At 70.3% G+C, this 16,419-nt stretch carries 43 protein-coding genes and 1 tRNA gene; 23 read left to right on the top strand and 21 right to left on the bottom strand.

Going from position 1 to position 16,419, the window contains the following annotated elements:
• Positions 1 to 32 precede the first annotated feature (32 nt).
• The 10 genes from ACQEVU_RS57210 (at position 33) to ACQEVU_RS57165 (ending at position 3,334) form a co-directional block, all read left to right on the top strand.
• Positions 33 to 182: a hypothetical protein gene (locus tag ACQEVU_RS57210; protein ID WP_433339612.1), complete on the top strand. Its 150-nt coding sequence runs from the start codon at positions 33 to 35 to the stop codon at positions 180 to 182.
• Entirely contained in the window at positions 179 to 769 is a 591-nt protein-coding gene (locus ACQEVU_RS57205; RefSeq protein WP_433339611.1) for a 3'-5' exonuclease, read from the top strand. Before ACQEVU_RS57210 ends, ACQEVU_RS57205 begins: the two co-directional genes overlap by 4 nt.
• Positions 770 to 989: 220 nt before the next feature.
• Positions 990 to 1,640, top strand: a complete 651-nt coding sequence (locus ACQEVU_RS57200; RefSeq protein WP_433339789.1) for an HNH endonuclease signature motif containing protein — start codon at positions 990 to 992, stop codon at positions 1,638 to 1,640.
• Positions 1,630 to 1,764 (top strand): hypothetical protein, encoded by a 135-nt coding sequence (locus ACQEVU_RS57195; RefSeq protein ID WP_433339610.1) that lies wholly within the window; start codon positions 1,630 to 1,632, stop codon positions 1,762 to 1,764. The genes ACQEVU_RS57200 and ACQEVU_RS57195 overlap by 11 nt, the downstream gene beginning before the upstream one ends.
• Before the next feature lie 53 nt (positions 1,765 to 1,817).
• On the top strand, positions 1,818 to 2,021 hold the full coding sequence (locus ACQEVU_RS57190; protein WP_433339609.1) for a hypothetical protein: 204 nt from the start codon (positions 1,818 to 1,820) through the stop codon (positions 2,019 to 2,021).
• Positions 2,022 to 2,067: 46 nt separating this feature from the next.
• On the top strand, positions 2,068 to 2,286 hold the full coding sequence (locus ACQEVU_RS57185; RefSeq protein WP_433339608.1) for a hypothetical protein: 219 nt from the start codon (positions 2,068 to 2,070) through the stop codon (positions 2,284 to 2,286).
• Positions 2,283 to 2,534 (top strand): hypothetical protein, encoded by a 252-nt coding sequence (locus tag ACQEVU_RS57180; RefSeq protein ID WP_433339607.1) that lies wholly within the window; start codon positions 2,283 to 2,285, stop codon positions 2,532 to 2,534. Before ACQEVU_RS57185 ends, ACQEVU_RS57180 begins: the two co-directional genes overlap by 4 nt.
• Positions 2,527 to 2,724 carry a hypothetical protein gene (locus ACQEVU_RS57175; RefSeq protein WP_433339606.1) on the top strand — a complete coding sequence of 66 codons (198 nt, stop codon included), beginning with the start codon at positions 2,527 to 2,529 and terminating at the stop codon, positions 2,722 to 2,724. Before ACQEVU_RS57180 ends, ACQEVU_RS57175 begins: the two co-directional genes overlap by 8 nt.
• A complete protein-coding gene (locus tag ACQEVU_RS57170; RefSeq protein ID WP_433339605.1) occupies positions 2,721 to 3,152 on the top strand; it encodes a DUF6221 family protein in 432 nt (143 codons plus the stop codon). Before ACQEVU_RS57175 ends, ACQEVU_RS57170 begins: the two co-directional genes overlap by 4 nt.
• The gene (locus tag ACQEVU_RS57165; RefSeq protein ID WP_433339604.1) at positions 3,149 to 3,334 is read left to right on the top strand and encodes a hypothetical protein; all 186 of its coding nucleotides are present in this window, start codon (positions 3,149 to 3,151) and stop codon (positions 3,332 to 3,334) included. The genes ACQEVU_RS57170 and ACQEVU_RS57165 overlap by 4 nt, the downstream gene beginning before the upstream one ends.
• Here the strand turns inward: ACQEVU_RS57165 and ACQEVU_RS57160 are convergent.
• The 5 genes from ACQEVU_RS57160 to ACQEVU_RS57140 form a co-directional block, all read right to left on the bottom strand.
• Positions 3,331 to 3,639 (bottom strand): hypothetical protein, encoded by a 309-nt coding sequence (locus ACQEVU_RS57160; RefSeq protein WP_433339603.1) that lies wholly within the window; start codon positions 3,637 to 3,639, stop codon positions 3,331 to 3,333. The two genes, ACQEVU_RS57165 and ACQEVU_RS57160, sit on opposite strands and share 4 nt — an antisense overlap.
• Positions 3,636 to 3,986 carry a hypothetical protein gene (locus ACQEVU_RS57155; protein WP_433339602.1) on the bottom strand — a complete coding sequence of 117 codons (351 nt, stop codon included), beginning with the start codon at positions 3,984 to 3,986 and terminating at the stop codon, positions 3,636 to 3,638. Before ACQEVU_RS57155 ends, ACQEVU_RS57160 begins: the two co-directional genes overlap by 4 nt.
• On the bottom strand, positions 3,983 to 4,300 hold the full coding sequence (locus ACQEVU_RS57150; RefSeq protein WP_433339601.1) for a hypothetical protein: 318 nt from the start codon (positions 4,298 to 4,300) through the stop codon (positions 3,983 to 3,985). The genes ACQEVU_RS57155 and ACQEVU_RS57150 overlap by 4 nt, the downstream gene beginning before the upstream one ends.
• Positions 4,300 to 4,671, bottom strand: coding sequence for a hypothetical protein (locus ACQEVU_RS57145; RefSeq protein WP_433339600.1), 372 nt, complete (start codon positions 4,669 to 4,671; stop codon positions 4,300 to 4,302). The genes ACQEVU_RS57150 and ACQEVU_RS57145 overlap by 1 nt, the downstream gene beginning before the upstream one ends.
• A 92-nt stretch (positions 4,672 to 4,763) precedes the next feature.
• Positions 4,764 to 5,048 carry a hypothetical protein gene (locus ACQEVU_RS57140; RefSeq protein ID WP_433339599.1) on the bottom strand — a complete coding sequence of 95 codons (285 nt, stop codon included), beginning with the start codon at positions 5,046 to 5,048 and terminating at the stop codon, positions 4,764 to 4,766.
• Positions 5,049 to 5,175: 127 nt separating this feature from the next.
• On the opposite strand from ACQEVU_RS57140, the gene ACQEVU_RS57135 reads away from it, so the two are divergent.
• The 8 genes from ACQEVU_RS57135 to ACQEVU_RS57100 all read left to right on the top strand — a co-directional run bounded on the left by ACQEVU_RS57135 (position 5,176) and on the right by ACQEVU_RS57100 (position 8,316).
• The gene (locus ACQEVU_RS57135) at positions 5,176 to 5,739 is read left to right on the top strand and encodes a hypothetical protein (protein ID WP_433339598.1); all 564 of its coding nucleotides are present in this window, start codon (positions 5,176 to 5,178) and stop codon (positions 5,737 to 5,739) included.
• Between the two features lie 12 nt (positions 5,740 to 5,751).
• Positions 5,752 to 6,219 (top strand): hypothetical protein, encoded by a 468-nt coding sequence (locus tag ACQEVU_RS57130; RefSeq protein ID WP_433339597.1) that lies wholly within the window; start codon positions 5,752 to 5,754, stop codon positions 6,217 to 6,219.
• Between the two features lie 11 nt (positions 6,220 to 6,230).
• On the top strand, positions 6,231 to 6,416 hold the full coding sequence (locus ACQEVU_RS57125) for a hypothetical protein (RefSeq protein WP_433339596.1): 186 nt from the start codon (positions 6,231 to 6,233) through the stop codon (positions 6,414 to 6,416).
• A gap of 10 nt (positions 6,417 to 6,426) precedes the next feature.
• Positions 6,427 to 6,804, top strand: a complete 378-nt coding sequence (locus ACQEVU_RS57120) for a hypothetical protein (protein ID WP_433339595.1) — start codon at positions 6,427 to 6,429, stop codon at positions 6,802 to 6,804.
• An 11-nt stretch (positions 6,805 to 6,815) separates the two neighbouring features.
• The gene (locus ACQEVU_RS57115) at positions 6,816 to 6,995 is read left to right on the top strand and encodes a hypothetical protein (RefSeq protein ID WP_433339594.1); all 180 of its coding nucleotides are present in this window, start codon (positions 6,816 to 6,818) and stop codon (positions 6,993 to 6,995) included.
• A gap of 10 nt (positions 6,996 to 7,005) precedes the next feature.
• Positions 7,006 to 7,458, top strand: coding sequence for a hypothetical protein (locus tag ACQEVU_RS57110; protein WP_433339593.1), 453 nt, complete (start codon positions 7,006 to 7,008; stop codon positions 7,456 to 7,458).
• Positions 7,459 to 7,534: 76 nt separating this feature from the next.
• Positions 7,535 to 7,735, top strand: coding sequence for a hypothetical protein (locus tag ACQEVU_RS57105; RefSeq protein WP_433339592.1), 201 nt, complete (start codon positions 7,535 to 7,537; stop codon positions 7,733 to 7,735).
• 53 nt (positions 7,736 to 7,788) lie between these two features.
• Positions 7,789 to 8,316 (top strand): hypothetical protein, encoded by a 528-nt coding sequence (locus ACQEVU_RS57100; protein ID WP_433339591.1) that lies wholly within the window; start codon positions 7,789 to 7,791, stop codon positions 8,314 to 8,316.
• Here ACQEVU_RS57100 and ACQEVU_RS57095 read toward each other — a convergent pair.
• The 13 genes from ACQEVU_RS57095 to ACQEVU_RS57035 are packed head-to-tail and all read right to left on the bottom strand — an operon-like array spanning position 8,306 to position 11,626.
• Positions 8,306 to 8,860: a hypothetical protein gene (locus ACQEVU_RS57095; RefSeq protein ID WP_433339590.1), complete on the bottom strand. Its 555-nt coding sequence runs from the start codon at positions 8,858 to 8,860 to the stop codon at positions 8,306 to 8,308. The two genes, ACQEVU_RS57100 and ACQEVU_RS57095, sit on opposite strands and share 11 nt — an antisense overlap.
• On the bottom strand, positions 8,860 to 9,060 hold the full coding sequence (locus ACQEVU_RS57090) for a hypothetical protein (RefSeq protein WP_433339589.1): 201 nt from the start codon (positions 9,058 to 9,060) through the stop codon (positions 8,860 to 8,862). The genes ACQEVU_RS57095 and ACQEVU_RS57090 overlap by 1 nt, the downstream gene beginning before the upstream one ends.
• Positions 9,057 to 9,221 (bottom strand): hypothetical protein, encoded by a 165-nt coding sequence (locus ACQEVU_RS57085; RefSeq protein ID WP_433339588.1) that lies wholly within the window; start codon positions 9,219 to 9,221, stop codon positions 9,057 to 9,059. The genes ACQEVU_RS57090 and ACQEVU_RS57085 overlap by 4 nt, the downstream gene beginning before the upstream one ends.
• Positions 9,218 to 9,577: a hypothetical protein gene (locus ACQEVU_RS57080; protein WP_433339587.1), complete on the bottom strand. Its 360-nt coding sequence runs from the start codon at positions 9,575 to 9,577 to the stop codon at positions 9,218 to 9,220. Before ACQEVU_RS57080 ends, ACQEVU_RS57085 begins: the two co-directional genes overlap by 4 nt.
• Before the next feature lie 10 nt (positions 9,578 to 9,587).
• Positions 9,588 to 9,794 carry a hypothetical protein gene (locus tag ACQEVU_RS57075; RefSeq protein WP_433339586.1) on the bottom strand — a complete coding sequence of 69 codons (207 nt, stop codon included), beginning with the start codon at positions 9,792 to 9,794 and terminating at the stop codon, positions 9,588 to 9,590.
• Positions 9,791 to 10,018 (bottom strand): hypothetical protein, encoded by a 228-nt coding sequence (locus tag ACQEVU_RS57070; RefSeq protein ID WP_433339585.1) that lies wholly within the window; start codon positions 10,016 to 10,018, stop codon positions 9,791 to 9,793. Before ACQEVU_RS57070 ends, ACQEVU_RS57075 begins: the two co-directional genes overlap by 4 nt.
• The gene (locus ACQEVU_RS57065) at positions 10,018 to 10,233 is read right to left on the bottom strand and encodes a hypothetical protein (protein WP_433339584.1); all 216 of its coding nucleotides are present in this window, start codon (positions 10,231 to 10,233) and stop codon (positions 10,018 to 10,020) included. Before ACQEVU_RS57065 ends, ACQEVU_RS57070 begins: the two co-directional genes overlap by 1 nt.
• On the bottom strand, positions 10,230 to 10,400 hold the full coding sequence (locus ACQEVU_RS57060; RefSeq protein WP_433339583.1) for a hypothetical protein: 171 nt from the start codon (positions 10,398 to 10,400) through the stop codon (positions 10,230 to 10,232). Before ACQEVU_RS57060 ends, ACQEVU_RS57065 begins: the two co-directional genes overlap by 4 nt.
• Positions 10,400 to 10,600, bottom strand: a complete 201-nt coding sequence (locus ACQEVU_RS57055) for a hypothetical protein (protein WP_433339582.1) — start codon at positions 10,598 to 10,600, stop codon at positions 10,400 to 10,402. The genes ACQEVU_RS57060 and ACQEVU_RS57055 overlap by 1 nt, the downstream gene beginning before the upstream one ends.
• On the bottom strand, positions 10,597 to 10,950 hold the full coding sequence (locus ACQEVU_RS57050; RefSeq protein ID WP_433339581.1) for a hypothetical protein: 354 nt from the start codon (positions 10,948 to 10,950) through the stop codon (positions 10,597 to 10,599). Before ACQEVU_RS57050 ends, ACQEVU_RS57055 begins: the two co-directional genes overlap by 4 nt.
• Positions 10,951 to 10,956: 6 nt before the next feature.
• On the bottom strand, positions 10,957 to 11,166 hold the full coding sequence (locus ACQEVU_RS57045; RefSeq protein ID WP_433339580.1) for a hypothetical protein: 210 nt from the start codon (positions 11,164 to 11,166) through the stop codon (positions 10,957 to 10,959).
• The gene (locus tag ACQEVU_RS57040; RefSeq protein ID WP_433339579.1) at positions 11,166 to 11,381 is read right to left on the bottom strand and encodes a hypothetical protein; all 216 of its coding nucleotides are present in this window, start codon (positions 11,379 to 11,381) and stop codon (positions 11,166 to 11,168) included. Before ACQEVU_RS57040 ends, ACQEVU_RS57045 begins: the two co-directional genes overlap by 1 nt.
• A complete protein-coding gene (locus ACQEVU_RS57035) occupies positions 11,381 to 11,626 on the bottom strand; it encodes a hypothetical protein (RefSeq protein WP_433339578.1) in 246 nt (81 codons plus the stop codon). The genes ACQEVU_RS57040 and ACQEVU_RS57035 overlap by 1 nt, the downstream gene beginning before the upstream one ends.
• Positions 11,627 to 11,729: 103 nt before the next feature.
• Between ACQEVU_RS57035 and ACQEVU_RS57030 the strand changes: the two genes are divergently transcribed.
• Positions 11,730 to 11,942 carry a hypothetical protein gene (locus tag ACQEVU_RS57030; RefSeq protein ID WP_433339577.1) on the top strand — a complete coding sequence of 71 codons (213 nt, stop codon included), beginning with the start codon at positions 11,730 to 11,732 and terminating at the stop codon, positions 11,940 to 11,942.
• Between the two features lies 1 nt (position 11,943).
• Here the strand turns inward: ACQEVU_RS57030 and ACQEVU_RS57025 are convergent, their stop codons facing one another.
• Positions 11,944 to 12,243, bottom strand: a complete 300-nt coding sequence (locus ACQEVU_RS57025) for a hypothetical protein (RefSeq protein WP_433339576.1) — start codon at positions 12,241 to 12,243, stop codon at positions 11,944 to 11,946.
• Positions 12,240 to 12,509 (bottom strand): hypothetical protein, encoded by a 270-nt coding sequence (locus ACQEVU_RS57020; RefSeq protein WP_433339575.1) that lies wholly within the window; start codon positions 12,507 to 12,509, stop codon positions 12,240 to 12,242. The genes ACQEVU_RS57025 and ACQEVU_RS57020 overlap by 4 nt, the downstream gene beginning before the upstream one ends.
• A 291-nt stretch (positions 12,510 to 12,800) precedes the next feature.
• Between ACQEVU_RS57020 and ACQEVU_RS57015 the strand changes: the two genes are divergently transcribed.
• The 4 genes from ACQEVU_RS57015 (at position 12,801) to ACQEVU_RS57000 (ending at position 15,365) form a co-directional block, all read left to right on the top strand.
• Positions 12,801 to 13,103, top strand: coding sequence for a winged helix-turn-helix domain-containing protein (locus ACQEVU_RS57015; protein ID WP_433339574.1), 303 nt, complete (start codon positions 12,801 to 12,803; stop codon positions 13,101 to 13,103).
• Between the two features lie 315 nt (positions 13,104 to 13,418).
• Entirely contained in the window at positions 13,419 to 14,249 is an 831-nt protein-coding gene (locus ACQEVU_RS57010; RefSeq protein WP_433339573.1) for a single-stranded DNA-binding protein, read from the top strand.
• A 411-nt stretch (positions 14,250 to 14,660) separates the two neighbouring features.
• Positions 14,661 to 14,736, top strand: a tRNA-Arg gene (locus tag ACQEVU_RS57005).
• A 320-nt stretch (positions 14,737 to 15,056) separates the two neighbouring features.
• The gene (locus ACQEVU_RS57000; RefSeq protein WP_433339572.1) at positions 15,057 to 15,365 is read left to right on the top strand and encodes a hypothetical protein; all 309 of its coding nucleotides are present in this window, start codon (positions 15,057 to 15,059) and stop codon (positions 15,363 to 15,365) included.
• Here the strand turns inward: ACQEVU_RS57000 and ACQEVU_RS56995 are convergent.
• Positions 15,346 to 16,161 (bottom strand): DeoR/GlpR family DNA-binding transcription regulator, encoded by an 816-nt coding sequence (locus ACQEVU_RS56995; RefSeq protein WP_433339571.1) that lies wholly within the window; start codon positions 16,159 to 16,161, stop codon positions 15,346 to 15,348. The two genes, ACQEVU_RS57000 and ACQEVU_RS56995, sit on opposite strands and share 20 nt — an antisense overlap.
• Between the last annotated feature and the right edge of the window lie 258 nt (positions 16,162 to 16,419).

Here is a 16,419-nt window from a genome sequence, read left to right as displayed (position 1 = left end):
TTGACCGCTGGGTCGCACGTCGCGCTGGGTTCGTGCTCGTGTGGCTCGGCCGGCGCGCCCACGCCCGCGGCGACCTGCACGAGTTCAACCACATGCGGGCCGCGATCGAGGCGGGCAACTCGGCGCCGTGCGACCGCGACGGGCGCTGCCATCTGCAACGCAACCTTGAGGAGAAAGAGTGAAGCTGATCTTTGCAGACTGCGAGACCACCGGCGTTCAGCCCGACCGGCACGGCCTGTGGGAGCTGGCGCTGATCGTCCGCGAGGACGGCAAGCCCGACGCCGAGTACGCGTGGCAGGTGCGGCCCGACCTGACGACCGCCGACCCGATGGCGCTGAAGATCGGGCGCTACTACGAGCGGGCATACCGCGTCAGTGATCTCCCGGTGGGAGGCGCCTTCGAACTCGCCCATCCCACCGGCGAGAGCCCGGTGCGCGTGCTCGTCGAGGACATCGCTCTGGACATCGCGGCGATGCTCGACGGCGCCACGCTCGCCGCCGCGAACGTGGCGTTCGACCGGGACTTCATCGCCGCGTTCCTCCGCGCCAACGGCCAGGCCCTCGCCTGCGACTACCACCTCCTCGAGATGGAGTCGTACGCTGCCGGCGCGTTCGGCTGGAAACCGCCGTGGAAGCTCGACCGACTGCTGGGCGCGTTCGGGGTAGTGCTGCCCGAAGCGGATCGCCACACTGCCCTGGGGGATGCCCGCGCGGTCCGGGACCTCTTCGACGCCGTGCTGGCGCTGCGCGGCCCGGCGGTGGCCGCATGATCCGCACCGTCGCCGACGCCCGCGAGCTCGCCTACGCCGCGCACGATGGCCAGGTCGACAAGGCCGGACGGCCGTACTTCGAGCACGTCGCCGAGGCGTCGTCGTGATGCCGCAGGCCACCAGACGCCTCGCAAGGAGGCGTGGCCTCGCTATCACACGGGATATCCGAACAGGCCTCTATTCCGTTTCCGCTCGGGTCGCTGCGGAGGCTGACTCGTTGGTGTTCTTCCAGGCCCAGATCCGCGATACGCGCTGGCATGGTCGAGAACTGCGAGAACTCACGATGGCTGACATCGTTGAGCTATTGAACGTTCCAACCGTCACGGTTGACGGAGTCAAGGACGAACGGCTTCCGGTCCCAACCACAGTCGGCCGACCCGCAACCCCGATTGCTGACAGGTTCTGGGCGCGTCTGGACGCAGACCTTGACCCCGTCCAGTGCTGGCACTGGACGGGCACGCTCAGTTACTACCGATACGGGACAATCACGACTCGCAAGAAGGTGCGGCAAGCGCACGTCGTGGCGTACGAGTCGGTTCACGGGCCCGTCCCGGACGGCTACCAGGTTGACCACACTTGTCACAATGCGGACCCAGACTGCCCCGGCAACCGCGACTGCCTCCATCGTCGGTGCGTCAATCCGGCGCATCTCGAGGCGGTGACGCCCGCCGAGAACAAGCGGCGCGCTCACGATCGAATTCGAAAGCCGGTATGTCCGCAGGGGCATCCGATGGACGGCGACAACCTCTACGTCAATCCGGTCTCCGGCCAGCGAGCCTGCAAGACCTGCAAGCGCGCAAAGGTTCGACGCTGGTACGAGAGCAACAAGGATGCGTACAACGCGAGTAGGAGGCGGACCCGTGCGGCCTGAGACCAACAGCGACGAGGAGCGGCTGGCGCTGCTCGACGACGCGACCGCCGCCCGGCTGCGGCAGAAGTACGCCCGCGCCCGTCAGGTGCTGCTGACGCCGGCAGGAGGCTGCGTGGACGAGTGACACTACATCGGTGCGTCGCCGACCGGGCCGTGCCCGACGTGCGGTGATGCGCCGTGAGGCTGCATGAGCGCACGATGCTCGTCCAGCAGGCCCGCGCCGAGTTCGGGATGCTGTGCGTCGAGTTCCTCCGCGGACACGACCTGACGTGGGGCGAGTGGACGTCCATCCTCGGCGGCGAGCTGGCGTCGCAGGCGAAGTACCAGATCCGTGACGAGCGGCACCCGGACGATGCCGACAAGGGAGGCGATGAGGCGTGAACGACGAGCGCTACGAGGACCGCTGGGCTGACGACGAGGAGTACCGGTGAGCGACGTGGCGAAGGTGAAGGTCGTCGAGGACACGGCACTGACGACGTACGTGACCGAGGTGACGGGCGCGGCCGAGGCGTATTGGGAGGTGCCGCGCGGGCTCCTGGAGGCGTACGAGACCCACGAGGCCGCCGCGCACGAGGCCCTGCAGGAGCTTCTGGAGTATCTGCGGACGGCGCCGGTTGTCAACCCGATGGACGAGTACGGGCGATGACCGACGACCAGCGGATCGTCGCCGCGCTGCTGCACTTCGAGGAGCGCGGCGCTTTCCGGCCTCTCCTCGTGGACCTGGTCGCGTTCGCCGACAACGAGCACGAGTACCGCGACGGCGGCTGTCACCCGCAGCCCGGCGTCGACTGCTACGACTGGTGCGAGGCGTGCAAGCTGCTTGCCCGGGTGCCGGCGGACGTGCTCGGCGAGGCGCGGCAGCAGTTGCGGGAACGGGGGTTGGACCGTGACTGAGCGTCTGTCGTGGGCCGAGCAGGAGGTGACCGGCGAGCTGGCCGGCGCCGCGACCGGGCTCGTCGGCCTGTGCCGCGTCCGCCCGGAGCGGGCCGACGTACTACGGCGCGCGGCGGTCGCGAAACTCGACGGGGACGAGCGGGCGCTGATCGTGGCGCTCGCCGCGCAGATCTCAGAGGAGACGACGTGATCAAGGAGATCGTGGCGTTCATCAAAGCGCGGCTCGCCGAGGACGAGGCGGTTGCGCGGACCGCCGCTCGACACGCCAACCTGCGAGGCGGCAGCCATCACAAGACCGCGCGCTGGACCACGTACCTCGAGGGCGGCGACGACGGCTACGCAATCGAGAGCGAGGACGCGCAGACGACGTTCATCGTCGGCCGCCAAGACGTTGCCGAGCACATCGCCCGCCACGACCCGGCCCGCGTGCTGCGCGACGTCGAGGCGAAGCAGCGAATTCTGGCGCGCTACCAGGACGCCATCGCGCGACAGAACGACCCGGCCTACTCGCGGCCAGCGGCCAGCATCCAGGTCGCCGAGTACGAGGACTGGGTGCTGCCGCTGCTGGCGCTCGCGTGGGACGCGCACCCGGCTTTCGATGAGGCGTGGCGCCCGTGAAGCCGTGGCCCGTGCACTGGTCGCTGTCCGGCCCCGGCCGTGCCCGTGACGCCCGCGAGTTGATGCGGTGGGTGGACGCCGCCGGCCGGCACATGGGCACCTTCCGGCGGCTATTCAGCTTCGGGCCGTGGGCGGTGTACGTGGGGCGGTATCGCCCCGGCCAGGTTGACGAAGAGCGCTAAGCCCTTGCCTGTCGCGAGATCAGGTGCGGCACGTGCGCGACGGTCAGGATGGCGAAGTGCCCGCCGTCAAAGTCGGGCTCCAGGACCATCTCGTACGTCTGCGAGCAGGCCCGGCACACCGCGACCGCGCTGACCGTGTCGCGGGTGGCGGTGACGTGCTGGCGTTCGTGGCAGGGCATCGGCACCCGGATGGCGGTCGGGGTGGTGTCGGTCCAGCGTTCGATGACCCGACCCGGCTTGAGGTCGGCCTTGGTGACCAGCTCGCCCGCCCCGATGGCACGCGGGGCGGGCGTTTCGTTGGTCATGTCGCGGCTCGCAACGCTGCCTCGATGATGTCGAGCCGCCGGCGCATGGTGTCGACGATGACCGGGCTGACGCTGCTCGGCAGCCGGTTGAACTGGAGGCGCAGCCGCTCGACTTCCTCGTGGGCCGGGTAAAGGTCGGCCGCGTCGATGAGGGCGTCGCCGTGAAGCCGGTCGAGGAAGTCGGCCCACGGGACGCCCGCAGCCTCGGCGCCAGCCGGCGTGACGTGGTAGCCGTCGAGGTACCCCGCCGCCTCCATCCGGTCGATGACGTCGGAGCGCTTCAGCCACAGTGACCCCTCGCCTGAGGCGTAGGCGTCGAGGATGACTTCGAGCTGGTGGGGCGTCATCGCGCGGCCCCCAATGCCGCCTCGATGCGGTCGAGGAGCGGACCCACCTCGTCGTTGTACGGCATGCGCGCGTCGAGTGCGGCGCGCAGCTTGGTCAGGTCTTCGAGCGCCCACGCGAAGACGACCGGCTCAACGGACGGAGTGCGCCGCGCCTCGTCGGCGTGCTGCCGGCCGATCTCGTCGAGCAGGTCCTGAGCCGTGTTGGCGTAGCTGAGGACCACGGCCTCGCTGGCGCCGGAGTGGAGGGCGCCGCCCTGGTCGTACTTTGCCTGACCGTAGGACTTGATCAGGTCGATGAGGCTACGCTCGGTCATCAGGCGTCCTCGTCCGTCTCATTGAGGATGAGCGTGAAGGTGCAGTGCTCGCCGTCGGGGTCGGCCTGGTGGACCTCGGGGTAGCCGTCGTCCTTCAGGTCGAAGCCGCAGACGGGGCAGGTGTCGACGATGGTCCGCGGGCGGGCCTCGTAGCTGCCGGTCGACGGGTTGCGCTCGAAGCCGGCGAGGACGCGCCGGTAGTTGGCGTCGGCGTCCTGCTGGATGGAGGCGTACCCGGCGTCGCGGCCGTCGCGGTAGATCTTCCAGGACTGGAACTTGGTGCGGCCCTTGCCGGAGTCGAAGCGGCGCAGTTCGACGTAGGCGCCGTCGGGGGCGGTTTCGGCCTTGATGGTCTTCCAGTTGCTCGCCATTGTGGCTCCTCAGTGGCTCAACTCGTGACACCACTGACAATAGGTCCCCCTATTGCTCAAGTCAAGCGCCCAAGGCAACAGGGGGACCTAGTTCACTCCTTCGGTTCTGCGCCCGCCTTGCGAGCCATCGTTACCAGCCGGTTGACCGTCGCCTCACTCACGCCGAGGGTCGCCGCGACCGTCGCCCACGACGCGCCCGGCGCCTTGGTCATCTCCTGAACGGCGCGGGCGCGGACAAGGCCGATCAGCTTGACGGATTGCGGCTCTACCAGCACTCTTGCCACTCGCTCGCGCTGAACTGCGGGCATAGCGTCGAGCCATGCGATGACGTCATCAATGGACGCGGGCGGGGGTAGTCGCGTTCTACTCGGTGTCATGCGACCACAGTAGTACCCCCTGTTGCTCCGTGTGAATGAGTAGCGAGGTAGCCGAACGGATGAACAATAGAGGGATCTAGTGCCTGAGCCTTGCGCTCAAACAACAGGGCCCCCTATTGTTTAGGGCATGACGCAGACGAGCACCGCCGCCCCGATCGCCACCATCCCGGCCGCCGGCCTGGTCCAGGTCGCGGGCGACGTCGAGATCCGCGCCTTCTACGTCAACGGCGCCGGCTACAAGGTCCAGGCCCGCCGCAACGGCCAGCTCATCGCCTCGCAGTTGCACACCTTCGAGACCCACGCGATCGCCGCGATCGAGGCCCTCATCGCCGAGCACACCGCGCCCGAGCCCACCCCGGCCGCACCCGCCATCCCGACCCAGCGCCTCGCCCCCGCCGCCAAGGGCACCCAGACGTTCATGAGCCCCGCCGAGGTCATCGTCATCGGCGAGGCGCTCGAGACCACCGGCCACATCCGCCGCGGCCGTGGCCACGCCGCCGCCGACCTGCGCTCCCTGCAGGCGATGGCCCGTCGCGGCTTCGTCACCCTCACCGGCCACCCGTTCCGGCCCGACGGCGCCGAGGTCAACGACTGGGGCCGGCGCGCGTACAAGGAGGCCGTCGCCGCCCAGCAGGAGCAGCACGACCGGGCCGAGCGCCTCGCCGCCATCGTCGCCATCACCGCAGCCTGAAGGAGCCAAGCCATGCGCCGCACCGTCACCAACACCGCCGACCGGCTCCGCACGTGCGACCTGCTCCAGCTCGACGACACCCTCCGCAACCACACCCGAGTCCAGCTGCCGGACGTCGTCCTCGTCGAGGACATCGCCGCCTGCATCACCCACGGCGGCTGCATCGCCGTCGCCGTTGCCAACCCCCACGGCGCGCTCGGCGAACCCGACGCGGTCCTGCACATCCTCGCCGGGCACATCCTCACCTGGACCGGCGACTACACCCACGTCAGCTGCACCGGCTTCCGGCCCGGCGGCGTCGACTTCACCCGGCCCGCGGCCCGCACCGAGCACGCGCCCGAAGTCGCGGTCGGCGCGACCGTCGCCCACCCGCGGACCGGCCGCCCGATCGCCGTGCACCGCGTCGACCGCACCCTGACCACGATCGGCGTCCGCTACGCCGACGACACCTACGCCATCTACCCGCGCACCTCCGCCTGAAGGAGAACGCCATGCGCCGCACCATCCTCGACCAGCCCCGCACCCGCGTCTTCCTGCCGACTACGTGGGGCTGGGGCTGGGCCTGGCGGTGCGACACCTGCCTGGAAGGCGTCGACCGCTACTCGCCCGCCCGCGCGTTCGGCCCCACCCGGGAGCTGGCCCAACAGGTGGCCGACATGCACCGCTGCGACCGCTGAGGAGAACGCCATGCAGCCGACCACCGCGCTCTGCGGCCACGACACCTGCGACCCGTACGTGCGCCGCAACTCGGTGCTCGACGAGCCCGGAGACGTCGTGCTCTACCACGCCTGCGACGGCGTCCGACACGTCTTCCGCGACGGCCACGACGACGGCCTCATCCTCACCGCGACCGCCGGCGGCTGGGCGCTGACCCGCGAACGGCACGTCGAGGTCGAGCCCGGCCGGTGGGCGCTGATCCCCGACGCAGAGCCGGTCTGCACCGGGCGCCCTGACGGCGACCACTGGATCGCCGTCCACCACACCGGCCGGACCATCGCCCGCACCGACACCCTCTACGGCTGCGTCGCCCGCGCCGCCCGCTTCTACCTCCGCACCAGCGGCTGAAGGAGGCCCAAGTGAACCTGCCCGAGCTCGACGAGATGACCGCCGACGAACGCGCCCGCGTGCTCGCCGCCGCCGAACAGGGCCGCCCCGTCCAGCTGGTCAGCCCCGCCGGCCGGACCGTCACCGTCTACGGCTGGCAGGTCGCCGAGCGCCTTGACGCCGGCTACACCATCGCCACCCCCGACGCCTGAGGAGACCCCCGTGCGCCCTACCGATAGCCGCATCCAGCCCGGCGCAGCCCTCTACTACGCGGCCGGCGACCCGTGGCGGGTCGTTCCGCCGAAGCGGGCGACCGTCATCGACGCCGGCCCGTACCGGATCGTCCGCCGCCGGCAGGGCGCCTTCTACGTCGTCTCGTGGCACCGCGACGACGCCGGCACCGCGGTCCTCGTCCACGTCGGCGGCGAGCCCGGGCCGCGGGCGGTACCGGCCCGGGACCTGCGCGGCCTGTGGCTGGAGACGCTCGCCGCCACTGGGCGCACCATCGCCGGCGTCAAGGCACACGAGGCGGCCGTGTCGGAACTTGCCACGTCCGGCCGCCCGATCACCGGCGACGGCCTGCTGCAGCTGGCGGCCCGGGACGATGGGCTCGGCGACGACACGTTCGCGATTCTCGCCCAGGCGGTGGAAGACCGGCTCGACGCCTGTGGATAACCCGTGTGGATAACTACACCGCTGTGATTCGCCCGTCGGCCTTACCGCAGGTCGGCGGGCGCTCTAGCGTCGGATCATGAGCGCGTGGGCGGGGTCGATGCAGACCAGCGACGGGACGTGGCGTGTCGACGTCGGTGGCGTCGGAGCGACGAAGTGGTACCGGCTCGTCGGGCCGGACTCCTGCCGGAACCTACCCAGCCTCACAGCGCTCACCGTCGCGGCGGACGCAGCCGGTGTCGACCTGGGCGACCTGCGCGAGGTCCCTGCGGCCGGCTGAACCGTCCGATCGGCTCAACCCATTCCGGAAGCCACCCGCAGTAACGTGCCCCGATGGACGACCAGCCGATCTACCTGAACCAGTTCGGCGGTGGTAAGCCCCGCCGAAACCGGACGCCCCTCGTCGCGGCGATCACCGTTGCGGTGCTGCTCGTCGCAGGCGCGGTCGGCATCGGCTTCGCGCTCCGCTCGGGCAACGGACCGGCGCAAGCCGGTCAGGCGGCGCCGTCTGCGGCCACCGCACCGGCTGCGGCTTCACCCGCGCCCACGTCACCGTCACCTTCGCCGAGCCCGTCGCTCGCTGGCGACGACATCACCCGCGAGGCGTGCGCGGAGGCTCAGGCGCTGTACAACCGGGCGGCCGAGTTCACCGAACAGGATGCGGTTCGGGCGATCGGGGTGAAGGCGCAGAAGTCGAGCATCCCCGAGGCGCAGGCCTTCGGCACGCAGATGGTCACGAAGGCCGACAACGCCATCAAGAACAAGGGTAAGGAGGCCGAGCTCACCACCACCCTTGAGGCGTCGACAGTGCTCACGCAGTTCGTCACCTGGTGCTTGAAGGGCGGCTACGTCAAGCCGTAGACCGCAGCCCCTCAATGCACGAGCAGCCCGGCCCGTGCACGACCTGGCGGGCCGGGTCCAGATGCACGACCGGCAGGCCACGCCTCGCCGCCTTCTTCACCGCCGAGAACGTGCCCCCGGACCGCTTGGCCGCGTTCCAGCAGGCCAGCAGCCCGTCCGCCTTGAGCAGCCCGTCGTTGCGGGCACGCAGCAGCGCGACAGCCTCACGCTTGAAGGCGGGATTGCGGCCGTACAGGTGCACCGACGCGGCCAGCGTGACCAGCCGGCTCCACTCCGCCTGATCCTCCGCCTCCCAGCGGTCCGGCTGCGACTGGTACGGCACGTGCGCCCGCAACGTCAGCCCCAGGTCGACAGCCGCCGCGGCGAGGATCAGGTCCCAGCCGAGCGCCATCCCCGACCACACCTCTTCGGTGCCGTGCTCGGCGGCCAGCCACTCCAGCCCGGCGCGGGCCTTCGCCTGCACCCACGGCAGCTGCGCCGGCGTCAGCCCGTCCGGGTCACGGCTGGTCGCCGGGCGGTGGCCGGTACCGGAGACGGTGTGCATCACGGCCACCACGCCACCGCGTCGTTCAGCGCTTCCTTCGCCGCAGCGATGTGCTGCCGGGCCCGGGCCAGCGCCTCGGCGCGGTGACCGGTCGGGTGGTCGCGGACGTCGCCGGCGCCGAAGCGCAGCACGTCCTGGGCATCGCCGAGCAGCTTGTACGCCTCGCTGCGGACCGTCTCGAACGGTGGCAGGTCGCTCACGGCGTCTCCTTCGGCCAGTCGCCGACACCATCGCAGTTGAGCCAGGTCTCGGCGCTGCGGTGGGCTCGGACCTTCCCGTCCTTGCGCAGGTTGAACTCCCGCCCGCAGACCCGGCAGGTGCCGCGACCCCACGGGCTCGTCGTCATGTCCTCGGGCTTCACGCCGACCATCCCAACCGCTCGATCTGCTCGTCGTGCAGACGCTTCCAGTCGGCAGGCTCCGGGAAGACCTCGGAACGGTCGTCGTAGTACAGGTTGTGGTCCTGGAACTCGATGCCGAGCCGTGCCGCGTCGGCGAGGAGCACGTCGATGGCGGCGGTGAGGGCGTCCGTCCGCTGGCCGTCCTTGACGCCGTAGCGGGTGTGCAGCCTCCCCTCGGTCGAGATTCGGCCCGAGTCGGTGTCGTCGTCGGCGAACCCGTCGTCGAGGAAGTCGAGTCCGGCGCCCCAGGTCTTGCGGTACGCGTCGTAGGTGACGCTGATTCCGGTCGCCCAGTAGCTTCCACTTTTACCGATCATGCTCGTCTCCTCAGGCCGCGACGCGGCGGTAGTCGTGGTGGTCGAGCACGGTGCAGCAGGTGCCGTCCGTGCAGTGGGCGTGCCGCATCCCATCACCGACGGTCCGCAGGTAGCGGTCCAGCCGGGCGATCGTGTGCTCCCCGGTCACAGCCAGAACGATCCGGTCGCCCTCGTGGAGGTCGGCGCCGGCAACGGTCTCGAGCGTCGGGGCGGTCACGACGGCACCTCGCCGTACAGGACGGTCGGCAGCCCGTGCTCGACGAAGAAGTCGTCGACGAGCTGCACGACGTCGTTGCTCGACGCGTCCTCGCGGATCGCCTCGGCGACCTGGCGGTGCAGGTCGAGCAGCTGCGCCGACGGCGGATCGGCCTCGGCCGGCTGCGGCGCGGGCCGGAACGGGGCCTCGAGGTACGGCGGGCGCTGGCCGGGTATCTTCGCCATCACAACTCCCCGGCGGCGACGAGCGCGTCGTGGCAGGCCTCAACCTGGCCGGCGGCGTGCGCGGCCAGCACGGCGTGGGAGGCGACGTTCGCCCACGCGGTCGGGTGCCGCTCGGCCTCTTCCATGGTGCGGCGGGCAGTGTCGGCGGCGGAACGAAACTCCCGGTCCGCGTTGGCGAGACTGGACCGGAGCAGGCGGATCGCGGCGTCATTCACGGCTGCTCCTCGCGGATGTTGACGACAATGCGGCGCCCGTCACGGGACCGCAGGGTCAGGTCGACGTCGAGGCCGCGGGTGTCGACGCGGGTCACCTGCACGTTGGCGTCCTCAGCGACAAGCGCCGCCAGGATCACCGTCACGACCGGGTGCGGGTGGCGGGCCATCAGTTGCCGTCCCCGACGCGCAGGATGGTGATGCCGCCCTGCCGCAGCATGTCGTCGATGTCCTGGTCGCTGTACTTGTCGACCCGGGTGATGTCGACGGTCCCGAACCACGGCTGGTCGCCGAACGGGTCGGAGCGCTTCAGGAAGACGCAGTCGATGCCGGCCGCTACGGAGCCGATCGGCAGGTCGGCGGCGTTCACGATCCGCCCCCGACGCGCAGGATGGTTGCCCGGTCGGTGCGGAGCAGGTCGTCGATCTCGGCGTCGGAGTGGTACTGCTCGGTGTGGGTCGACACCCACGGATTGTGGGACTGACCCGGCCGCGCCTCCTTGAACCAGGCGGCGTGCGCCGAGCCGACGATCGAATGCGCCGGCAGCGTCGCGGCAGGCGGCCGGTCGAGCGCCCAGTTGACGGCGTCGATGGCGTCGCGCAGCGGGCAGCCGGTCCGGTCGCGGACGATCTTCGTCGCACGGATGACTCGGCCCTGCCCCTCGTACTCGGCGGGCACCTCGGCAACGGCGGACAGGGCGGCGGTACGGATCTCGTCCATCAGGCGTCACCCGTGCCCGAGCGTCTTCAGGATGCAGACGAGCGCGTCGTCCCAGCCCTTCTCGTACAGGCCAGATTCCTGGTGGCCGCTGCGGTACTGGGCGATGTGCTCGCGGACTGCGGCGACCGCGACCTCGGCGAGCTGGCCGGCGCCCATGGTGTTGTTGCCGTCGGCGGCACGGATCGCGTTGGCGATGATGTCGATCGGGTTGGGCATCAGGACTCCTCGATGATCGGGGCGACGGCGTACAGCCGCCGCTTCGCGCTGTTGGCGTGGGTGCCGCAGGCGCGGCCGTTGACGTTGAACGGGCACGAGGCGTCGACGGTGAACTTCGGCGGCTTCCCGCACACCGACGGGCCCGACCCGGCGGTGCCGGTCATGTGGCCGCAGTCGGGCGAATTGCGCCAGCGGGCGTACTCGTCGTAGGGCATCAGCCGATCCCGTGCTCGCGGCACCACGCCCAGCCGGCGGCGGTGAGCTCGACCACGCTGACCCGTTCCTTTGTCGCGCGCTGCAGGCGGCCGTCGGCGAGCCAGCGGTCCCAGATCTGCCGTTCGCCCGTGAACAGCATCTGGGGCTTGTCGGTGCGCCAGCCGCCCAGGTCGACGAGGTGGCGGATGAAGTCGTCCTCGATGCGGGCGAGCTCGTCGGCGGTGTAGATCTCGGTGTCATTCATGGCACTCCTCATCGCTGCTCCTCGAGTTCAAGCGTTAACGGATACATGTAAACATTAATGCGCAGCCATTGAGTGTGTCAATGGGAACAGTTATGGTGGGATCATGGCGCGGCCCGCATTCACCCCGGACGACGACCAGCGCAAGACGCTGGCCGTCCTCGCGCGCATCGCTGCCGCCCGCGCCAAGCTCGACGTCGAAGCCGACGGCGCCATCAAGCGCGCCAAGGAGCAGGACATCCCGATCGCACACATCGCCGAAACCCTCGGCGTCGAACGCAAGACCGTCTACCGGCACCTCGGCCGTCCGATGAAGTAGCTCAGCCCGTCTGCTGCTCCGCCTTCGCCATCTCGGCCGCCCGCCGCAGCGCCTCCCCGAGGCGCTCGGCCACGTGCGGAGCCCACGACTGCGCCCGTGAAAACGCGGCCACCATCAGCCGGCCAGACGCCGCCTGCTGCAACACCACCGACGCCACCCGGCGCCCGTCATCGTCATGCACGGCGATCTCCCGGGACTGATGCCGGCCACCCACCGCCATCAGCTCGAGGGGGCAGTTCGCGGCGTCACACCAGCTGGGGTGCTCCAGCTCGGCCCGGCCCACCTCCCGCGGCGCCGTCACAGCCCAACCCCGGCCGCACGAAATAGGTCATCCGCCCCCGGCGACAGTGACTGCGCCTCGCCGATCGGCAGCACCAGCACCACATCGCCGCGGCGGACCTCCACCGACGGCACCCGCTCGTTTGGCGCCTGCCGCAGCCGAAGCTCCGTCAGGCCGACCCGCTGCGCGCTCGAGCGGTGCGCGCCGATCGGGTGGCCGTTGAACGTGGGGCGGTCCGCGGTGCAGGCGACATCGACACACCACAGCGGATGGTCCAGCTCGGCCACACGCGCCTCCGAAGAGTGAGGTGTGGCGGCGCCCAGCAGTCCGGGCCTGGGTGGAGGTGCTGGACGACCGCCACACGGTTCGGGCGGCAAGGCGCCGAAGCGCCCCGCCGCTGCCGCCCGCCGACCTGGTGTTGAGGCAGGGAGTGGCGGGTGCGCCCATCACCGTACCCGACCTGCTTCATCAGGTGCAGTACCTGCAGGTCATCAACCTGCCGCCGAAACGCACGACCTTCTTTGCGGACCGCCGCCGGGCATGGTCGGATGTGCCTGTTGAGGCAGGGAGTTCCATATATGCAAAGGAGTGCAGACGCGCCGTTCTGGCGCGTCTTCAACGGCGTGCTCAGCGACATCCGGACCGGCGTCTACCCTCCGGGCGGCAGGGTTCCGTCGGAGTCCGCGCTGGCCGAAATGTATGAGGTGTCACGGTCGACGGTGACGAGAGCCATGGAGCGGCTGCGCTGGATCGGGCTCGTATCCGGCCCGGCCGGCGGGATTGGGCGGGTTGCGCCGGAGCCGCGCCGGTCGCGGGCGTTGGAGCTGGTTTCGGAGGCCGACCGGTTGCGCGCCGAGGCGGACGGCGACAGTGGACGCTGACGGGCAGGTGCCGGAATCTGCCGACTTGTGGCGGACCGCTACCTGTCCGATCATCGTGGTGTATATCGATAGATCGGACAGAACTCGCCAAAGCGGCGCGCGGGCACCGTTGACCTGTTGAAGCAGGTACGGCTGAGGTCCACAATCGCGGACACGCCCCTGTGTGATTCATGTGCCGTCGAGCATCCGCGGGGGTGTGCGGCTCGGGTCCTTCCTCCGGGATCGATCTGAGGGGCGCCCCGCCGCAACACCTGGCTGACCCCCGGGGAGCGCGGTGGGGCGTTTCGCATTCTCGCCACGCTGACCTGCGGAAATATGCCGATGTCACGATGCGCTATTTGGTGTTTGCATCGCCGGACGATCGTCGGAAACGTGCTCAACGCGCCGGACTGCCGGCGAATCGTGGACAGCCAGGCGCTCGTGACGCACTTCAAGGTCGCCTCGACGTCGCGCCGCTTCGACCGGACGGGCGAGCGGTGGATCGACGGCGACAGCCTGCGGGTGCGGGTGAACTGCTGGCGCCAGCTCGCCGAGAACGTCGCCCGCAGCGTGCAGGTGGGCGACCCGGTGATCGTGACCGGCCGGCTGTACAGCCGCGACTGGGAGACCGAGGACCACGTGCGGCGGGTGAGCTACGAGCTCGACGCCCACTCGGTCGGCCACGACCTGTCGCGCGGCCGGGCCAAGTTCGCGCGCATCCGCCCGCACACCGCGACGAGCGCCATCGACGACGAGCTGGCCGAGGCCCGCATCGGCGAGGCCCCGACAACCCCCGCCGACGAGATCAACGGCCTGCCCCGCCGCCGGGCGTACGACGAGGACCTCGGCGGCTACGTCACGGTCATCGAGGACGACGACCCGTTCGCCGCCGAGGTGCTCGCGTCGCTGGACTCCGACGCCGAGACCGCCGACGACCCGTTCGAACGCCCCGAGGCGGACCTGGCCGCGGAGCTGTCGGCGCTGACCTCGCCGGACCCGCAGCCCGAGCCGGCATCGGACTCGGAGCCCGAGCCGGAGGAGGACGAGGACGAGGTCGAGCCGGAGGACCCCTCGGACGCCGCGGACGAGGCAGGCACCCGGACCGAGCCCGATGCGCCCCAGCGCGGACGCAGAAGACCGCGCGGACGCGTGCCCGCGGCCGTCTGAGCACCGGCGGCGGGCAGCGCGCAAGCATGCCCGCCGCCGTCTCAGCAACACCGTCGACCGGCGCAAACGCACACCCGCCGCCCGTCGAGAAACAGCGGCGGGCGGGGCGGGCGCGTTCCGCGGCCGTCCGGGAACGGCACCCGCCGCCGTCACAGCAACGGCGTTGAGCGGCGCGAAGGCGTGCCCGCCCGCCGCGCTGAGAACACGGCGGCGGGCGGGGCGGACGCGTTCCCGAGGCCCATCCGGGAACGGCGGCGAGCGGTGTGCGCACGGACTGTTCTCCGTTCGGCGCGCCGCCCGCCGCCAACCCGGTTGCCCGCCCCGCCCGCGGCGTGCTGTTCTTGAGAAGACGGCAATCCGGCTACCCTCAACCAATCCGAACCCGGATGACGGTAGCCTGTGCCACGACATGCGCTCGTAGCTCAGTGGATAGAGCAGGGGACTTCTAATCCCAAGGTCGTAGGTTCGAGTCCTACCGGGCGCACCACCAGCTAGCAGCGGAAACGTACCGCCCGTCATGGTCCGCAAGGCCGCAGCGGGCGGCTTGACAGCAACCGGGTCACTGCCGGTCGTCCTCGCCCGGGCCACCGAGCGCGTTCTCCATCCTTCCGGCCGCCTCCTGCTGCATGGCGGGAAGAACGTGCCCGTATGTGTTCGTCGTGATGGCGATTTGCGAGTGTCCGAGAATCCCCATCACTACGCGAGCGGCAAACCGCGGAACCGAAGCAGCGTCGCGCACGTGCGTCTGGGGTCGTGGAACCCAATGGACCAGACGTCGGTCCGCCCGTGCACCCCGTTGGGACACCGATGCCGCGGCTCGTCGGCTCCTGTTGCGAAGCCGGCAATTACACCACCGCCCGCAGCTCCTTCCAGACACGCGACGACGCGAACAGCACCAGCCTCGGACCCGAACACACGCATACGGTGAACGCCCGCGCCGACACGGTCGCAGGTTCGAGTCTTACCGATGGCACCGGCCGAAACCTGGCCCTGCGTCGGCTGTTCCCGTTGCTGGCGCGCGGCCCGGCCGAAGGGTCGTCGTGCCGCGGCGCCGAGCCGATCGACGATCGGATCGTCGCCGCAGGGGCGCTCGCGCCTACCTCGGAGTCGGGGTGAGCACCTCCACGCCGCTCGCCTTGAGGGCGTCGCGTAGGTCGGGGGGCGGCGCGGTGTCGGTGATCAGGTAGTCGGCGGCGGCGAGCTCCGACACCTGGGCGAACAGGCGGCGGCCGAACTTGGAGGAGTCGGCGAGGATCGCCACGCGGGCCGCGCGCGAGATCATCTCCTGCATCATCGCGGCCTCGGCGAGGTTGCTCGTCGTGTAGCCGGCGTCGGCGGCGACCGCGCCGACGCCGATCAGCGCCAGATCGCAGCTGATGTCCAGCTCGACGCCGGCGGTGGCGCGGAAGCTGACCGGGCCGATCGTGGCGAGGGTGAGCGCGCGCACCGCGCCGCCGAAGACGTAGATGTCGCGGATCGCCGTGGAGGGGAGCGCGCCCGGGACCAGCAGGTTGTTCGTCGCCACCGTCAGGTCGCGGTGCTGGACGAGGTTGCGGGCGAGGGCGAGCGTGGTCGTCCCGCCGTTGATCATGATGGTCGAGCCGTCCTGGACCAGCGCCGCGGCCAGGGCCGCGATCTTCTCCTTCTCCTGCTCCTGCACGGTGAGCCGCTGGTCGACGGTGCGGTCGGTGCGGGAGACCGTGGACAGGCTGACGGCGCCGCCGTACGTGCGCACGAGGATGCCCTCGGCGGCCAGCTGATCGAGGTCGCGCCGGACGGTGTCGATGGAGACACCGAAGCGCTCGGCCAGTTCGCCCACCGTGACCTGACCCGAGTCGGCCACGTACGCGGCCAGCTGAGCCTTGCGCCCCGCAGGTAGATGACGCTGCCGCTCGTCCCTGCCAACGCTCACTGTTCCCCCCTCGTCAGTGCGGCAGTATGCCACATCTGCGGGTCTTCTGAGGACATCCAAGCATGGAGCTGCGAAGACCGGCAAGGACGGGCATAGTCGGCCAAAACCCAGTGCTGGCTGGGCAAACTGCAGCTTGAAGCGGGGTTGCGGCGCGCCGGGTTCTGCCTCATGTCGCAACAGTTTGCCATAGTCCGCAGCTTTCTGCTGTTCTTCTCTTGTCCTGATCTGTAACACGCTGCTAACGTGACGCCAACGCGG

The organism is Dactylosporangium sp. CA-139066, from assembly GCF_050936175.1.
GTDB lineage: Bacteria > Actinomycetota > Actinomycetes > Mycobacteriales > Micromonosporaceae > Dactylosporangium.
This window is presented reverse-complemented; position numbering and strand designations above follow the sequence as displayed.

Excerpts from the sequence above, each read along its gene's own strand:
- ACQEVU_RS57180 (WP_433339607.1), top strand. The coding sequence starts at position 2,283 with ATGACCGACGACCAGCGGATCGTCGCCGCGCTGCTGCACTTCGAGGAG.
- ACQEVU_RS57160 (WP_433339603.1), bottom strand. The coding sequence starts at position 3,639 with ATGACCAACGAAACGCCCGCCCCGCGTGCCATCGGGGCGGGCGAGCTG.
- ACQEVU_RS57155 (WP_433339602.1), bottom strand. The coding sequence starts at position 3,986 with ATGACGCCCCACCAGCTCGAAGTCATCCTCGACGCCTACGCCTCAGGC.
- ACQEVU_RS57150 (WP_433339601.1), bottom strand. The coding sequence starts at position 4,300 with ATGACCGAGCGTAGCCTCATCGACCTGATCAAGTCCTACGGTCAGGCA.
- ACQEVU_RS57145 (WP_433339600.1), bottom strand. The coding sequence starts at position 4,671 with ATGGCGAGCAACTGGAAGACCATCAAGGCCGAAACCGCCCCCGACGGC.
- ACQEVU_RS57140 (WP_433339599.1), bottom strand. The coding sequence starts at position 5,048 with ATGACACCGAGTAGAACGCGACTACCCCCGCCCGCGTCCATTGATGAC.
- ACQEVU_RS57135 (WP_433339598.1), top strand. The coding sequence starts at position 5,176 with ATGACGCAGACGAGCACCGCCGCCCCGATCGCCACCATCCCGGCCGCC.
- ACQEVU_RS57130 (WP_433339597.1), top strand. The coding sequence starts at position 5,752 with ATGCGCCGCACCGTCACCAACACCGCCGACCGGCTCCGCACGTGCGAC.
- ACQEVU_RS57125 (WP_433339596.1), top strand. The coding sequence starts at position 6,231 with ATGCGCCGCACCATCCTCGACCAGCCCCGCACCCGCGTCTTCCTGCCG.
- ACQEVU_RS57120 (WP_433339595.1), top strand. The coding sequence starts at position 6,427 with ATGCAGCCGACCACCGCGCTCTGCGGCCACGACACCTGCGACCCGTAC.
- ACQEVU_RS57105 (WP_433339592.1), top strand. The coding sequence starts at position 7,535 with ATGAGCGCGTGGGCGGGGTCGATGCAGACCAGCGACGGGACGTGGCGT.
- ACQEVU_RS57100 (WP_433339591.1), top strand. The coding sequence starts at position 7,789 with ATGGACGACCAGCCGATCTACCTGAACCAGTTCGGCGGTGGTAAGCCC.
- ACQEVU_RS57095 (WP_433339590.1), bottom strand. The coding sequence starts at position 8,860 with ATGCACACCGTCTCCGGTACCGGCCACCGCCCGGCGACCAGCCGTGAC.
- ACQEVU_RS57080 (WP_433339587.1), bottom strand. The coding sequence starts at position 9,577 with ATGATCGGTAAAAGTGGAAGCTACTGGGCGACCGGAATCAGCGTCACC.
- ACQEVU_RS57070 (WP_433339585.1), bottom strand. The coding sequence starts at position 10,018 with ATGGCGAAGATACCCGGCCAGCGCCCGCCGTACCTCGAGGCCCCGTTC.
- ACQEVU_RS57060 (WP_433339583.1), bottom strand. The coding sequence starts at position 10,400 with ATGGCCCGCCACCCGCACCCGGTCGTGACGGTGATCCTGGCGGCGCTT.
- ACQEVU_RS57050 (WP_433339581.1), bottom strand. The coding sequence starts at position 10,950 with ATGGACGAGATCCGTACCGCCGCCCTGTCCGCCGTTGCCGAGGTGCCC.
- ACQEVU_RS57045 (WP_433339580.1), bottom strand. The coding sequence starts at position 11,166 with ATGCCCAACCCGATCGACATCATCGCCAACGCGATCCGTGCCGCCGAC.
- ACQEVU_RS57040 (WP_433339579.1), bottom strand. The coding sequence starts at position 11,381 with ATGCCCTACGACGAGTACGCCCGCTGGCGCAATTCGCCCGACTGCGGC.
- ACQEVU_RS57035 (WP_433339578.1), bottom strand. The coding sequence starts at position 11,626 with ATGAATGACACCGAGATCTACACCGCCGACGAGCTCGCCCGCATCGAG.
- ACQEVU_RS57030 (WP_433339577.1), top strand. The coding sequence starts at position 11,730 with ATGGCGCGGCCCGCATTCACCCCGGACGACGACCAGCGCAAGACGCTG.
- ACQEVU_RS57015 (WP_433339574.1), top strand. The coding sequence starts at position 12,801 with ATGCAAAGGAGTGCAGACGCGCCGTTCTGGCGCGTCTTCAACGGCGTG.
- ACQEVU_RS57010 (WP_433339573.1), top strand. The coding sequence starts at position 13,419 with ATGCCGATGTCACGATGCGCTATTTGGTGTTTGCATCGCCGGACGATC.
- ACQEVU_RS57000 (WP_433339572.1), top strand. The coding sequence starts at position 15,057 with ATGCCGCGGCTCGTCGGCTCCTGTTGCGAAGCCGGCAATTACACCACC.